The organism is Rhizobium leguminosarum, from assembly GCF_010668065.1.
GTDB lineage: Bacteria > Pseudomonadota > Alphaproteobacteria > Rhizobiales > Rhizobiaceae > Rhizobium > Rhizobium leguminosarum_S.
In genome coordinates, this window is the sequence record NZ_WUEN01000002.1 from 688,038 (window position 1) to 703,098 (window position 15,061).

13 protein-coding genes, 2 tRNA genes and 1 pseudogene are annotated in these 15,061 nt (G+C 59.5%); 8 read left to right on the forward strand and 8 right to left on the reverse strand.

The genetic code is table 11. The annotated features are described in order from the left end of the window. Positions 1-109 precede the first annotated feature (109 nt). The 4 genes from GR198_RS07875 to GR198_RS07890 all read right to left on the reverse strand — a co-directional run bounded on the left by GR198_RS07875 (position 110) and on the right by GR198_RS07890 (position 5,287). On the reverse strand, positions 110-2,953 hold the full coding sequence (locus GR198_RS07875) for a valine--tRNA ligase (protein WP_164068170.1): 2,844 nt from the start codon (positions 2,951-2,953) through the stop codon (positions 110-112). 115 nt (positions 2,954-3,068) lie between these two features. After that, entirely contained in the window at positions 3,069-3,938 is an 870-nt protein-coding gene (locus tag GR198_RS07880; RefSeq protein WP_029873076.1) for a DUF2497 domain-containing protein, read from the reverse strand. 290 nt (positions 3,939-4,228) lie between these two features. Beyond that, positions 4,229-4,894, reverse strand: a complete 666-nt coding sequence (locus GR198_RS07885) for a protein-L-isoaspartate O-methyltransferase family protein (RefSeq protein WP_029873075.1) — start codon at positions 4,892-4,894, stop codon at positions 4,229-4,231. Positions 4,895-5,059: 165 nt separating this feature from the next. Beyond that, on the reverse strand, positions 5,060-5,287 hold the full coding sequence (locus tag GR198_RS07890) for a hypothetical protein (protein WP_164067644.1): 228 nt from the start codon (positions 5,285-5,287) through the stop codon (positions 5,060-5,062). Between the two features lie 91 nt (positions 5,288-5,378). Between GR198_RS07890 and GR198_RS36205 the strand changes: the two are divergent. Then, positions 5,379-5,685: pseudogene (locus GR198_RS36205) on the forward strand (hypothetical protein). Positions 5,686-5,755: 70 nt separating this feature from the next. Here the strand turns inward: GR198_RS36205 and GR198_RS07900 are convergent. Further along, positions 5,756-5,829: transfer RNA gene (locus GR198_RS07900), tRNA-Cys, on the reverse strand. Positions 5,830-6,091: 262 nt separating this feature from the next. Here GR198_RS07900 and GR198_RS07905 point away from each other — a divergent pair. Continuing rightward, positions 6,092-6,430, forward strand: a complete 339-nt coding sequence (locus GR198_RS07905; RefSeq protein ID WP_003538940.1) for a KTSC domain-containing protein — start codon at positions 6,092-6,094, stop codon at positions 6,428-6,430. Here GR198_RS07905 and GR198_RS07910 read toward each other — a convergent pair. Further along, a complete protein-coding gene (locus tag GR198_RS07910) occupies positions 6,427-6,768 on the reverse strand; it encodes a hypothetical protein (RefSeq protein ID WP_029873074.1) in 342 nt (113 codons plus the stop codon). The two genes, GR198_RS07905 and GR198_RS07910, sit on opposite strands and share 4 nt — an antisense overlap. Positions 6,769-6,864: 96 nt before the next feature. Then, complete coding sequence (locus GR198_RS07915) at positions 6,865-7,182, reverse strand: membrane protein (protein ID WP_029873073.1); 318 nt, start codon at positions 7,180-7,182, stop codon at positions 6,865-6,867. Between the two features lie 117 nt (positions 7,183-7,299). Here GR198_RS07915 and GR198_RS07920 point away from each other — a divergent pair. Next, positions 7,300-7,374, forward strand: a tRNA-Asn gene (locus GR198_RS07920). Positions 7,375-8,340: 966 nt separating this feature from the next. Continuing rightward, a complete protein-coding gene (locus GR198_RS07925; RefSeq protein WP_017993759.1) occupies positions 8,341-8,595 on the forward strand; it encodes a hypothetical protein in 255 nt (84 codons plus the stop codon). A 259-nt stretch (positions 8,596-8,854) separates the two neighbouring features. Here the strand turns inward: GR198_RS07925 and GR198_RS35720 are convergent, their stop codons facing one another. Beyond that, positions 8,855-9,034 carry a hypothetical protein gene (locus GR198_RS35720; RefSeq protein ID WP_017993757.1) on the reverse strand — a complete coding sequence of 60 codons (180 nt, stop codon included), beginning with the start codon at positions 9,032-9,034 and terminating at the stop codon, positions 8,855-8,857. A gap of 336 nt (positions 9,035-9,370) precedes the next feature. Between GR198_RS35720 and GR198_RS07935 the strand changes: the two genes are divergently transcribed. The 4 genes from GR198_RS07935 to GR198_RS07950 all read left to right on the forward strand — a co-directional run bounded on the left by GR198_RS07935 (position 9,371) and on the right by GR198_RS07950 (position 15,059). Further along, a complete protein-coding gene (locus GR198_RS07935; RefSeq protein ID WP_029873072.1) occupies positions 9,371-10,267 on the forward strand; it encodes a hypothetical protein in 897 nt (298 codons plus the stop codon). Between the two features lie 171 nt (positions 10,268-10,438). Continuing rightward, positions 10,439-12,556, forward strand: a complete 2,118-nt coding sequence (locus GR198_RS07940) for a catalase (RefSeq protein ID WP_029873071.1) — start codon at positions 10,439-10,441, stop codon at positions 12,554-12,556. A 221-nt stretch (positions 12,557-12,777) separates the two neighbouring features. After that, positions 12,778-13,869 carry an extracellular catalytic domain type 1 short-chain-length polyhydroxyalkanoate depolymerase gene (locus tag GR198_RS07945; protein WP_029873070.1) on the forward strand — a complete coding sequence of 364 codons (1,092 nt, stop codon included), beginning with the start codon at positions 12,778-12,780 and terminating at the stop codon, positions 13,867-13,869. A gap of 56 nt (positions 13,870-13,925) precedes the next feature. Continuing rightward, on the forward strand, positions 13,926-15,059 hold the full coding sequence (locus GR198_RS07950) for an ABC transporter substrate-binding protein (protein ID WP_029873069.1): 1,134 nt from the start codon (positions 13,926-13,928) through the stop codon (positions 15,057-15,059). Positions 15,060-15,061: the final 2 nt, after the last annotated feature.

The window sequence follows — 15,061 nt, forward strand, 5'->3', positions numbered from 1 at the left end:
CTGAAACCAGCCGTTTTCATGACCGAATCGCATGCGGCCAGAACGACAAGAAGACGCGCCGGCAGAGGGCGCGTCTTTGAAATAACTTACCAAAATGGGTCGGTGAAACTTACCCGGCTTCGCTCACCCTGGAAAGAGCGATCCTCAGGCTCGCGATCTGACCCTTCAGTTCATCGAGGCGATCACGCTCGGCCTCGACCACTTCGGGATTGGCGTTGGCGACGAACTTCTCGTTGGAGAGCTTGCCGTCGATGCGGGAGATCTCGCCCTCCATCTTGGCAATCGCTTTTTCCAGACGAGCCTTTTCGGCGGAAAGGTCGATCAGCTTGCCGAGCGGCAGGCAGATGGTGGCCTCGGCGATGACGATCTGAGCGGCACCCTTGGGCGCATCGTCAGCCAGCGATATCGCCTCGACGCGCGCAAGGCGCTTGATGGCGGCGTCGTGGCGGAACAGCCGTTCACGCGTCAGGTTGTTGGCCTTGACGACGACGAGCGGGGCTGTCGCCGATGGCGGCACATTCATTTCAGCGCGGACCGAGCGGATACCGGAAACCAGGTCGATCAGCCAGTTGATCTCGTCGGCGGCCCCATCATCGGCATAGGACGGCGACGGCCATTCGGCGTGGCAGACCAATGTATCGCGCTCTTTGCCTTCGCCTGCGGTATGGGCCCAAAGCTCTTCGGTCATGAAGGGCATGAAGGGATGCAGCAGCTTGTAGATCTCTTCGAGAATGTAAGCGCTGCAGGCCTGGGCTTCGGCCTTGGCGCCCTCATCCTCGCCGTTGAAGACCGGCTTCAACAGTTCGAGATACCAGTCGCAGACCTCGTTCCAGACGAAGCGGTAGAGCGCGCCGGCGGCGTCGTTGAAGCGGAAGACTTCGAGTGCTTCCGTAACGTCACGTTCCGTACGGGCAAGTTCCGTCAGGATCCAGCGATTGATGGTGAGCTCGGCCGCCTCCGGCACGAAATGCGGATCGCTTTTCGCGCCATTCATCTCGGCGAAGCGCGTGGCGTTCCAGAGCTTGGTGCCGAAATTTCGATAGCCGGCGATGCGGGCCGGGTCGAGCTTCACGTCGCGGCCCTGCGCCGCCATGATCGCCAGGGTGAACCGCAGCGCGTCGGCGCCGTATTCGTCGATCAGTTCCAAGGGATCGATGACGTTGCCCTTCGACTTCGACATCTTCTGCCCATTCTTGTCGCGCACCAGCGCGTGGACATAGACGGTCTGGAAGGGCTCGACGGGCTCGCCGTCCTCATCCTTCATGAAGTGCAGGCCCATCATCATCATGCGGGCGACCCAGAAGAAGATGATATCGAAGCCGGTGACGAGAACGTTGGTCGGGTAATAACGCGCCAGTTCGGGCGTCTCGTCCGGCCAGCCGAGCGTCGAGAAAGGCCAGAGCGCTGAGGAGAACCACGTGTCGAGCACGTCCTCGTCACGCGTCAGTATCTCGCCCGGCTTGAAGTTTTCAAGCAAGTCCTCGACATAGGCCTTCATCGGCCCCTCGTGCGAAAGGTAATGCTGGATCGCCGCCTGCAGCGCCTCTTCCTCGGTCTTTTCGACGAAGACCTGGCCGTCCGGGCCGTACCAGGCAGGGATCTGGTGACCCCACCAGAGCTGACGGGAGATACACCAGGGCTGGATGTTTTCCATCCATTCGTAATAGGTCTTGTCCCAGCTCTTCGGCACCATCTTGGTGCGGCCCTCGCGGACCGAGGCGATCGCCGGTTCGGCGAGCGTCTTGGCATCCACATACCACTGTTCGGTCAGCCGCGGTTCGATCGGCACACCGCCGCGGTCGCCGTGCGGGACCATGTGCTTGTGCGGCTCGATCTTGTCGACAAGGCCCGCCTCTTCGAAAATCTCGACGATGATCTTGCGCGCATAGAAACGGTCCTGCCCTTCCAGGCGGTCCCAGGCGCCGTGCAGCGCCGCCGGATGGTCGAGACCTTCGAGAAAGTCCTCATTGTCCTTGATGGTGATCGTGCCATCGCCGTTCATGATATTGATGACGCGAAGACCTGCGCGCTTGCCGACGTCGAAGTCGTTGAAATCGTGCGCGGGCGTTATCTTCACCGCGCCGGTGCCGGCAGTCGGATCGGCATAATCGTCAGCAACGATTGGAATTCTGCGGCCGACGATCGGCAGAATGACATGCTTGCCGACAATGCCCTGATAGCGTTCGTCCTTCGGATTGACGGCAACACCGGTATCGCCCAGCATGGTCTCCGGTCGTGTCGTTGCGACGACCACATAATCGCGCGTCTCGAATTCGGTCGGCTTGCCTTCCTCATCGAATGCAATCGGGTATTGGTAGGTTACGCCCTTTTCCAGCGGATAGCGCAGGTGCCAGAGATTGCCCTTGACCTCGTGCTGCTCGACTTCGATATCGGAAATCGCCGTCAGCAGCTTCGGATCCCAATTGACCAGACGTTTGTCCTTGTAGATCAGCCCTTCCTTGTAGAGCGTGACGAAAACCTCGAGCACGGCCTTCGAGAGGCCTTCGTCCATGGTGAAACGTTCGCGCGACCAGTCGCATGACGCACCAAGACGTTTCAGCTGGTTGAAGATCAGGCCGCCCGATTCCGCCTTCCACTCCCAAATCTTGTCGATGAAGGCTTCGCGGCCCATGTCGCGGCGGCCCGGCAGCTGCTGTTCCATCAGCTTGCGCTCGACGACCATCTGCGTGGCGATGCCGGCGTGGTCCATGCCCGGCTGCCAGAGCACGTCCTTGCCGCGCATGCGCTCGAAGCGCACCAGGATGTCCTGCAGCGTGTTGTTCAGCGCGTGGCCCATGTGCAGCGAACCGGTGACATTCGGCGGCGGGATCACAATGGTGAAGGTCTCGGCCCCGGCTTTGGCGTTCGCGCCGGCGCGGAAAGCGTCCGCCTCATCCCATATCGCGGCGATTTTCGGTTCGACGGCAGCGGAATCATAGGTCTTGTCGAGCATTTTCTGACCAATTTCGAGGTTCGAGGGTGGCGTTTGTAAATAGGATGGTCACGGCCAAGTCAATAAAAAAGCCGCCCCGGAGACCGGAGCGGCTTTTCAGGAAAAAGCAATCCGATCAGCGGCGCGGGCCGCGCGCCACGCGCTCGATTTCCTCGCGCACCAACCGCTCGACCAATGTTGGCAGATTATCATCAAGCCATTCGCGCAGCATCGGGCGCAGCATGTCCTCAGCAATCTCGTCCAGCGAGCGGCGCTCGGCACCGTCGATTGCCGCGGCGAGCTCCTCGAAGGAGCGGCTGATCTGCAGGCCGGCATTCTCCGAAAGCAGCGTCGGCTGGACCTCGTCCATAACGCTCGGCAGGAAACGCTCGGTCGACGACTGAGTGGGTTCCATAGCCGGCAGCGCTGTTTCGACGGCAGGCGCAGGCTCGGCGACGGCAACCCTTTGCGTTTCCGTAAACGTCGGCTCAACCGGCTGCTGGATCGCAACATGCTGGATGGACGCTGCGGCATCCGGGAAAACAGGCTGTGCCGGCTGCGGCTGCGGGGCCGCGGCGCGCGACGGTTCCGGCATTACGGCCGGCTGCGGTTCGGGCTGACGGAAGCCGCTCGGAATTTCGCGCAGGGCCTGACCGGCCTGCACGGCGCTGCGCTCGGAGGCGGCGCGCACGCGGGCGGCGACATCGGCAAGCGACAGAGCGCGGGCCGGAACTTCTGCTTCGGGGGCGGTGCCGGCCGAATTGGCGGCGACGAAACGCGGATCGGAGGAGCGCATGACCGGTTCGGGGAATTCCACGCCGGCATAGGTATCGTCGACCGTCAGATGAATTTCGGAGCCATTGTCATCCTCGTCGGCGCCGTAGACCGGCGGCAGGGATGCGGAAATCGCCTTGCCGGCGCCGGGCTCATTGCTTTCGATGATCTGGCGGATGGACGCCAGAATTTCTTCCATGGACGGTTCACGCGCTACACTTGGCTGAGCCATTTCTATCCCCGTTATCCCAAAACAACGACCGGATGGTGTGGAGCATTCATCCGAATCACCACGACTTTAGAATACCCCAGACGTGAAAAAAATCATCGCGAATCAAATGAATGTGGCCATGCACAGTTTTGTTACCTGATGTTTGCCACCCGCAAAGCCTGTCGCGATTTTGCGGCGGAAACATCGTGGCGGCGTCAGCCTAGATGATGTTTGTGAAGGCTTTCCAGCGGCGTTGACAAAAAACGGGCGCCAATGGCGCCCGTTGCTGAATGTCATCGATAAGAACGATCTCAGAAAACGAATTCGCGCGCCTTGGCGAAACCCGGCAGCGGCTTGACCGAGGCGTTGAAGAAGACGTTTTCCGAAATGGCGCCGCGCTCGGCGACGAAGACCTTGGCGCGGGCGGCGTTGCCGTAACCTTCGACGGTGATCAGACGGCCACCATCGCGCAATTGACCTAGAAGGGCCGCCGGAACCTCTTCGACTGCGCCGTTGATGAAGATCAGATCATAGGGAGCGCCGGCAGCGTAGCCCTTTTCGAGCGGGCCGGTCACGACTTCGACCTTGGCGTAGCCGGCAAGCTGCGCCTTCGCTTCAGTGGCCAGCGTCTCGTCGCATTCGAGCGCGATGACGGAGCCGGCAACGATCGACAGCAGCGCCGAGGTGTAACCCGTACCGCAACCAACCTCGAGCACGAAGTCGTCTTTGGTGATCGCGGCCAGCTGCAGCAGCTTGGCAAGCGGCGACGCTTCCATCAGGAAGCGGGCCGGCTTTGCCGGCGCAGCTGCGGAGATCTCGACGTCGTTGTCGATGTAAGCCAGCAGCTTCGCCTTCTCCGGCACGAAAGCCTCACGCGGCACCGTGAGAAACGCCGTCAGCACGGAATGCGAGGTAACGTCCGTCGTGCGAACCTGGGTATCGACCATCTTTACGCGCGCTGCTTCGAAATCCATCATGTCCTCTCGCTCTTGAAAAGCGGTTCCTGTCCCTCGTCTCTTAATCCCCGCCACGGATGCTTTCAAGGCTTGGCAGGCGCCGGCGAAAAGAATCCGGCAGGGGCCGCTTCCGCGCCACAGGGGCAGGACGGACGCTGCAACTCCAGCGTGGAATCGTTTAGCCCTTCATGTTATGATCTCCAGCGGAGGAAATAGGAGGAGCAGGCCATGTCTGCGATTTTCGAGTATTTCACGCTGTTCGACTTTTTCATCCTCGCGGCGCTTATCGGCATATTCTGCTGCGGGCTGCTGGACGGCGAAACGACTTGGAAGCGATAAGGCGCCGAAGCGCACTCGGAGATATCCCCGCATCGCGTCTGCAGCAATGCATGTCGGCGAGCGATCGTCCGGCATGCGTTCTTTTCCTTTGAAGTCCAGCCCTCAACAGCCGCACGCGCATTAACGTTACGTCAACCATTTTGTTGCGGCGCCCTCGCCTTCCGCTATGGGAGTGCGCATGCAAACCTTCATGATCCAATCGCGCGGCATAGAAGCGCTTCACTATCTATAATGCCGATGCCCGACTGCTGCTGATCAAATACAGCAGCGGCGAGATTCGCAGCATCACCCGCATTTCGCCGCAAGGCATGCGGAGGCTGCTCGGCGCCGGTCCCGATATCGATGAGAGGCCTGAATTGAGCGACCTGCAATATCAGGCGGAAATCCGCAAGGGCGGCCTGAGGGCGCTCTACCGCCTCACGGGAATCAATCCGTTACAGTTCGATTTTTCGCCGGGCCAGCAGGTCTGGTAGCATCGCAAACGCCAATGCCGTGCCACTGAGCCAGCCGCGTTTCACATAGATTATGTCATGTGGAAGATGTTGGAGGCCTCGCCCGGAATTGAACCGGGGTACAAGGATTTGCAGTCCTCTGCGTCACCACTCCGCCACGAGGCCTCACGCGCTCGTTATCTGAGCCGTGGCGAGCGTTTAGAATGATCGTAAGGAAATCGCAAGAGGGCATTTCGGAAAAACGCTATTCGGCAGCTGCCGAAACGACCATTTTTCCATCCCGAAACGGAGCGGGCGCGGGCTAGAATTTCCGCGGCCGTGACGATGCCCCATTTCCTGCCAATGATGGCATTTGAAACAAATTCTTGACTTGACTTCGATCACCGTCCGGGACTCAATTGCCCGCGGGAGGGTATAGGAGCTTGAGATGGATTGGGCTGCCCTCAAATCGAAGCGCGTGCGTGCAGCATACGACGCCGAAACCCGGGATCTGCATGTAAAATTCCCTGGTTCTCCGCCGGTGAAACATGCGGATATTCCGCCGCACGTCCACCAGAACCTGCTGGAAACGGACGATCCATACTTCTATTACCAGTACTATATAGCGCCGTCTCGCGTATCACCAGGCCCTCGACAACCGGCCTCCGTGGCGTCCTACGCGGTGAAACTCGTCCTCCTCCTTGCCGCCTGCAGCCTGCTGATGACGACCGGCCTCGATCCGGACCATGGCGGAACTTTTGAAGAAAGCGAACTCAGATCCAACTAGACCCGAATGTGGATGAGCTGCGCGCCCAGCCCACTCTCGGGGCCCGCGACAAGGCGGCTAGTTCCGGCGTCGAAATTGTTGTCGCTCCTGTTCTGAGAACGGTAGCGCCGATTGTCCCGCTCGCGGTCGTTCCTCCCATCGCGATCATTCCGGCCGTTGAAATTGCGATAGTTGCGAGGCCCGTTGTAGCTGCCGCCCTGACCGTGGTCGACCACGCAGCCTTCGGGACGACGACAGATGCCGCGAGCGTCGAAACCGCCGCTGTCTACTTGGGCCTCGGCGGAAATGCCTGAGAGAAGCGCCGCGGCCGACAGGACGACAACAAAAGATACCTTCATTTCCTCACCTGGACCATTGTGACGCGATTTTGCGTTTTACATTCCATAAACCACGAATGCGAAAAGCGACCCACAGTTCCACGCCCTCCTTGCCGATCAGCCAGCCGGTTTTCGCCGCCTGTGCCACCAGACAGCCAGCCGCCGCCGAAGCCGTCGCGCGAACGGCAGATCGTGCGAGAGCACGAGGAAGCCGAGCGGCAGCATCCAGAAGCCGAGGATGGGCAGGAAACCCAACACGCCGCAGAAAATGAGGGCCATGCCGAGCGCCATCCGCGCGATGCGCGAGCGTGGCATGCCGATGCTGAAAGAGCCGAGTACAAGCCTGCCGCTTGCATGATCGATGCCGAAGCGCACTGCCCCTGCCTTGCGCCTCTCGCCGCCTCTCGTCTCCTCACGATCATTCACATTTGTCATTCCCCAGAGATGGGCGCAGGCATCCCAAATACAAGTTCATTTCATTTTTTTGAAAAAACCGCTTGGCAAATCGGGAAAGCGTTTGTATTAGCCCACTCACACCGCGCCAAGCAGTGATCCCTGGTAGCTCAGCGGTAGAGCATTCGACTGTTAATCGACAGGTCGCCGGTTCGAATCCGGCCCGGGGAGCCATTTTTCAAGTAATCGCCTGTTTCGTTGATAATTCCGAAAGCAGGCGTTTTCTTCCCCACTTTCCCTCCCGCTTTTTGAAATCGATTTTGTCGAAACTGGGGGTCGATAAATTTCTTGTTCTTCTGAATCTTGAATCCGCTGTGATACTAAGGTTCTGCGGTCGCCCCGATGATCGTCTGGACGGATCGGCCCAGCGACTAGCGCCCTCAGAGCGCGTGTCGTACTTCTCGTCGTATCGTGGTTATTGCGCCTACCTAGCCCTAAATCAGCACCCCGCTAATCCTTGCGAAAATTCACGAGGCGCATAAATTCAATCTATCAGATGGCTTTTGCTGGTGACCACGGATGTACTGGCACCGTGCTGATGCAATCAAAGACGGGTCGGCGCGAGCATTCGCCCGACCCTTTCTTTTTTAGCCAAGACCGTTCTGTGGTTACTGCCGATAATCCCCATCCCTGCCCGACACTCCCTTAATCTCCTGGCAGCGCAGCTGGTCAGACCCGGACAGGTAGCGACGTAGATTGCCAAGCCGCATGTCCTTGTGCCGTGGGCAGTTGCCCTCGGTCTTATGAGGCTTGCACAGCCCGCACGACGCCTTGCGAGGACGCTTTCTTTTGTGATGCATGTCCATCTCCGAACGAAATCGGTGCGCCCTGATGGCGCACGCGTATGTGTCGGAGATGAGAAAGCGCTCGCTTTGTCATGGTGCCGTTATATCACGAGTTGGGAGCGAGAGAAGACCGTCGGCGCTGCCCTTGGCCCACCGCGTTTTGAACGCAGACTGTGAATAGAAAACGGGATCAGCCCGGCGCTTTGATTCCAATCTTCATCAACGGTCTCGCAAGCTATGGAATATACCGCCATCCGCGCGCACATCGCCGTCAAGCCGGCAGCCTAATCATGCGCTGTTACGATGGGTAGGCAACCGCTGGCCAAAAAACTGCCGGCGGTGTACAGCAAACACCATGGCGCTAGATCCCGAAAAAGCATTTTTAGATTACAGTGCGGCGGACTGCAGCGTGCAGTTCTGGACCGCTAACGCACCGGCCGTGCAATTCACCTCTTTGGAAGCCGCCGTCAGGTTCGCAAAAGACCATGGCGGCAGGTGGGAAGAGATTGAGATAACAGTCCATCTGCCGCGCGAGGACATCGTATTCGCCACCGGAAAAGTGCATCAACTCATTGATGCTTTACCAGGTGACCTCCGGAAAAAACCGTAATGAAGTGGATCGGCAGTCAATAGGACCGCCGACGCTCCGCCGGCCGCAGCGAAACACATACTATCGCCACAGCACCGGGATAAATCACGGCCATGGCTTTGGGTATGGCGATAGGAATCGGAATAGGCGCCGCAGTCGGCCCGACGCTGTTCGATGACGCCGCGATCGGCGCCGCCGTCGGGGCTGTCATCAAACGGAAATGACCGCCCGCCTGACGCTCCGGACGATCCCGTTCATTGTACGGGCAAGGCGACCACCTCTAATAGCTGCACGAACGGCCGTCACCGGGTCGGAAGCCATCGGCGCAGGCCGGGTTCATTGAATCTCCCGGCTGATATCCCGATGCCGAGCCATATGAATTCGGCGGCGTCGAGCATGCCGAGGTCATGGCGGCAAGACTGATTGCTCCGGCTGCTACAAATGCCCGAAATCTCTTCATCGATGCTTCTCCCGTTTACGCTGCGACCGAGTGATGAGAGCCTCTCCTCTCTCCTCGCAGATCACATTCGCTTCAAGATATAGGCGCGCTCTTCGGCTGGCGTTAGCTCCGAGCGCGCAAGAATTCTCATCGATCTCGATCAGCTCCGCATGAAGATCGTCGATGACCAAGCCGGCCGGGAACAAAGACCGTGGTTCAAAGTTGAGTGGCATCAACCACGTAACGTCAGTTTCTGACAGGAGGTCTTTCATGGGTCGCGGTATTCTTCTTTGGCTGCTTGGTGTTCCACTGCCGATCATCATCCTTCTTGCTCTGTTTATGCGATAGGGACAGATCATGTCGCTTTCAATGACAGGTTCCGGAGAGATTGCTACTCCGGTCGAATCTTCCAAATCCGCCATGACATGGGGGCCCATTTTCGGAGGCGCCGCGGCTGCCATCGGAGTGACCCTCATTCTTTTGCTGCTTGGATCCGGGGTTGGGTTGACGATGGTGTCGCCCTGGTCGGGGCAAAGCAGTTCGCTCGGCACGGTCGGGGTGACGGCGGCGATCTGGCTGGTTGTCGTCCAATGGCTCTCCTCCGGGCTCGGTGGCTATATCACGGGCCGGCTGCGCACGAAGTGGGCAGCTGTCCATACCGACGAGGTGTTCTTCCGTGACACCGCGCATGGCTTCATCAGCTGGGCGCTGGCGACGATCTTCGTCGCCGGCTTTCTAGCCTCGTCGCTGACCTCGCTTGCCGGTGCGGGCGCACAAGCCGTGGGTTCGGCCGCTACCGCCGCAGGTACGGCGGCGTCATCGACGGCATCGGCCGCGGATCTGCCCACCGCCTACTTTACCGACGCTTTGCTGCGTCCTGAGCAGGCCCGTGCAGGAGCAACATCCGATGATACCGCGGCAACGGCTGAGGTCTCCCGCATACTCCTCAACGGTGCTGCCGCCGGCCAGATCCCGGATGACGACAAGGCCTATCTTGCAACCATCGTCTCTGCTCGCACCGGTCTTTCCGAGGCCGATGCGCGCACCCGCGTCGACACTGTGCTGAAGCGCATCGACGACGCCAAGGTCGCCGCCCAGAAAGCCGCCGATGAGGCACGCAAGGCTGCCTCCACCACGGCATTGCTCGGCGCGTTGTCGCTCCTGATCGGGGCTTTCATCGCTGCTGCCGCCGCAGCCTTTGGCGGGTCGCAACGCGACGAAGAGGAAGACCTCCTCGTCACGCCCCGGATCTAAGGCCCGGGCTCAGGATCAACGGAAATCGGGGCGCGAGGTCGAAAGGCCCCGCGCCCCATTTATGTGGAGCCATCCCCGGCTCTTTTTCTCAGTGGCGGTTTATTTCGCATCAAGCGGAACATGTGGCCGTCGTTGAGCTTCGGTTAGGTAAACCCTTTCCGGAGAATGTAGATGGCCAAGAAGACGTCCAGAACCTCGCCCTCGGACAACGCAACGATCCATGATCAGAAACTGCACCGGGGTCCAGGCGGTGAGCTTCATCAGTTTGCCGAAGACGGGATGCCGGTGCTGACCACAGCGCAAGGGGGCCCCGTTTCCGACGATCAAAACACGCTTCGTCTCGGCGCCCGCGGCCCTGCCCTCGTCGATGACTTCCATTTCCGCGAGAAAATCTTTCATTTCGACCACGAGCGCATTCCCGAGCGGGTCGTGCATGCGCGCGGTTACGGCGCCCATGGCTACTTCGAAACATACGAATCACTGGCAGCCTATACGCGGGCCGATCTTTTCCAGCGGCCCGGCGAAAAGACGCCGGCCTTCGTGCGGTTTTCGACCGTTGCCGGCAGCAAGGGTTCCTTCGATCTGGCGCGCGACGTGCGCGGTTTCGCCGTGAAGATCTACACCCAACAGGGGAATTGGGATCTCGTTGGCAATAATATCCCAGTCTTCTTCATTCAGGATGCGATCAAGTTTCCCGACGTCATCCATTCCGTAAAACCGGAGCCCGACAAGGAATTTCCGCAGGCGCAGTCGGCGCACGACAATTTCTGGGATTTCATCACGCTGACGCCCGAAAGCATGCACATGATCATGTGGGTGATGTCGGACCGCGCCATTCCGCGGTCGTTCCGTTTCATGGAGGGTTTCGGCGTTCACACCTTCCGCTTCGTCAACGCGGCTGACGAATCGACCTTCGTCAAATTCCACTGGAAACCGAAGCTCGGCCTCCAGTCCGTCGCCTGGAACGAGGCGGTCAAGATCAATGGTGCGGATCCGGATTTCCATCGCCGCGACCTCTGGCAGGCGATCCAGTCGGGAAACTTTCCCGAATGGGAACTCTGCGTGCAGCTTTTCGACCAGGACTTCGCCGACACGTTCGACTTCGACATCCTCGATCCGACGAAGCTCATCCCCGAGGAGATCCTTCCGGTCAAACCGATCGGCCGTCTCGTGCTCGACCGAATGCCCGACAACTTTTTCGCAGAGACCGAGCAGGTCGCCTTCATGACGCAGAACGTTCCCCCCGGCATCGACTTCAGCAACGATCCCCTTCTGCAGGGACGGAATTTCTCCTATCTCGACACGCAGCTGAAACGTCTGGGCGGTCCGAATTTCACACATCTGCCGATCAACGCGCCGAAGTGTCCCTTCCACAATTTTCAGCAGGATGGCCATATGGCGATGCGCAATCCCGTCGGGCGCGTCAATTACCAGCCGAATTCCTGGAATCAGGGGCCGCGGGAATCCCCGGTTCAAGGCTACCGGCACTTCTCGGCCGAGGAGCAGGGTCCCAAGGTTCGGCTGCGGCCGGAAAGCTTTGCCGATCATTACAGCCAGGCCCGACAGTTCTACATCAGCCAGACTCCACCGGAACAACGCCATATCGCCGCGGCGCTGATCTTCGAACTGAGCAAGGTCGAAACGCCGGTCATTCGTGAGCGTATGGTCTCGCATCTCTTGAACATCGATGAGACGCTGGCCAGCAAGGTCGGCCACGCACTCGGCTTCAAATCGATGCCGAAGCCTGCCGATGCGGCCATGCCGACGCGGCAGGATCTCGAGCCGTCGCCGGCGCTCAGCATCGTCGAGCGCGGTCCGAAGCGGTTCGAAGGACGCAAGCTCGGCATTCTCGTCAGCGATGGCACGGACGCCGCTATCTTCAAGGCGCTGCTTGCCGAGATCACCGAGCAGAAAGCAGCGTTCGAAGTGATCGCACCAAAGATCGGCGGTGTGACGCTCTCGGACGGCAACTGGATCGAGGCGCATCAGATGATCGACGGCGGACCTTCAGTGCTTTACGACGCCGTCGCCCTCCTCCCCTCGGCCGAGGGAACCGGCGACCTGCTGAAGGAGGCAACGGCCCGCGATTTCGTGGCGGATGCCTTCGTGCACTGCAAGTTCATCGGCTATGTGGAAACAGCGCTGCCGTTGATCCAGAAGGCTGGAATTGCCGATTCCCTGGATGAGGGCGTGATTGCGCTCGGAGCGGCGAAGGATGTTACGGCCTTTATCAAGGCGCTTGGCAAACTGCGTGTCTGGGCTCGGGAGCCATCGGTCAAATTGAATTGACCGTGTTATCGCCGTCATCCGGGCACGGGAACGGCCTGTCGTAACCATAAAACCCGTGGAACCGCGGGTTTTATGTCATTCGCGGCGCCCCAGCGTCCGCGCGCTCAGAAACGCGGCCACTCCAAAAAATAAATCATTGTGCACTGCAGCAACCTTTTCGTAGACTGACGCGTTTAGTTCAGCATCACCGCCATCCCGGCTGCTGATTGGCGGAGACTTTCATGAGATCTATGTCAGACACCCTCGCACGCCTTGCTGCGCTGCGAGGAACCCTTCGCGCCCAACCTATGCAGGACAACCCCGACCTCGTCGCCTTGGAGACGTTTGGCTCCAACCCGGGCGCTTTGGTAGGCTATACCTATTTGCCGTCGAAGCGCGGGAAAAACATGGCCCTGGTCGTTGTCCTGCATGGCTGCACCCAGACTGCCGCCGGGTATGATATCGGGTCCGGGTGGTCGCGATTGGCCGAGGATTATGGCTTCGCGCTGCTGTTTCCCGAGCAACGACGGGCAAACAATCCAAACCTCTGCTTCAATTGGTTTAACCCGGAGGACATAAGCCGGGATCACGGCGAGGTCTTTTCCATTCGCCAGATGATCGCAAAGGTCGTTGCGGAACACGGTATCGACGGCAGGCGCGTGTTCGTGACCGGGCTTTCGGCCGGCGGCGCCATGGCCACTGCCATGCTCGCCACCTATCCCGACGTTTTTTCGGGCGGCGCGATCATCGCGGGCCTGCCATATGCAAGCGCCGCAACCATTCCCGAAGCGTTCGATCGAATGCGCGGTCACGGCAGCCCGACCGGCAAAGAGCTTGAACTGCGATTGAGAAACGCTTCAGGGCACAAAGGCCCGTGGCCGACATTATCACTCTGGCAGGGAACCGCAGACAGAACCGTCGTGCCATCCAATGCGAATGCGATCGTGGAGCAATGGAGAAATATTCACGGCGTCGATGCATCACCGGGGCGCGTCGAAGATATCGGACGACATCAGCGAAAGGTCTGGACCGATGCTCCCGGCGCCGAAGTAATCGAGCTCTATACGATTGCCGGGATGGATCACGGCACGCCGCTCGATGTCGGCACCGGCTACGGAGCAAGCGGCCCCTTTATGCTTGACGTCGGAATTTCCTCGACGGTCGAAATTGCCAGATCCTGGGGTCTGGTTCCCTCATTTGAAAAACGGAGCAACGCGAAACCCTCGGCTGCGCAACCGGAAAACGCCGCAGGCCCATTCGGCGCGGGCAGCGACCGGGGCGGCATTCAGAAGGTCATTGAAGATGCCCTCCGGTCCGCTGGGCTGATGAAGTAGTCATGTCGCTAATTAAAGTGGAGATTTGTAGACAAGAATAAATACGCGGAATAGGAATGGCGCTCATCGTCATACGGGGAGACACCATGGTTCCGCTTTCGCTTTTCATCACAACTGCTTCGCGCCGCCGCATGGCGGCTGCACTTGCCGCCGCGCTGTTTGCACCTGCAGCTTTTGCCGAAGAGATCGTCTTCAAGGATCAGGGGAACCGCGAGGTGCGGCTGGCAAAGGCTGCCGAACGTGTCGTCTCGATCGTCATCCCAATGGCTTCCACCGTCATCGCGCTGGATGGCAGCACCCGGAAGCTCATTGGCATGAACCCGACGGCAAAGAGCGCCGTGGTCGAAGGGATTCTCGGAAAGATCTTCCCCGAGGCGAAGGATATTCCGTCTGATGTGACGGCGCCGAATTTCGTGCCGAACGTCGAGGCGCTCACCGCCGCCAATCCCGATCTCGTCATCCAATGGGGCGATCGCGGCGCCGATATCGTCGCGCCCATCACCAATGCCGGGCTCACCACGATGCTGATCCTCTATGGCACGGAAGAGCTGACCCGCGATTATATGACCATGGCCGCGAAGGCAATCGGCAAGCCGGAGCGGATCGGCGAACTGGTGGAATGGCGTGATCGCGTCCAGAAGGATATCGAGGCCAAGACGACTGCTATCCCCGATGACAAGAAGCCGAACGTTCTCTACCTCGGCCGTGCGCTCTCCGATATCAGCGCCTCCGGCACCAAGGGCAATTACAATGCCTGGTCCATCGAGCTTGCGGGCGGCAGAAACGCCTCGGACGAACTCAACGGCACGGTCTCGGTGAACAAGGAACAGATCGCAGCGTGGAACCCCGACGTCATCTTCCTCAATGCATTCGAGGCAAAGCTTGATATCGACTGGGTCTATAACGATCCGATCCTTTCTCTGACCAATGCCGCCAAATCCAAGCGGGTCTACAAGATGCCGCTCGGCGGCTATCGCTGGGATCCGCCGAGCCAGGAATCGCCGTTGTCCTGGATGTGGACGGCCAACCTGCTCCATCCCGAGATCTTCAAATACGACCTGCGGACGGAAATGAAGACGGCCTACAAGACGCTTTACAACTACGACCTGGCCGATAGCGATATCGACAATATCCTTTGGCTGAAGGAACAGGGCGCTGCCGCCGACTACGCGCAGTTCGAGGCGAAGTGACG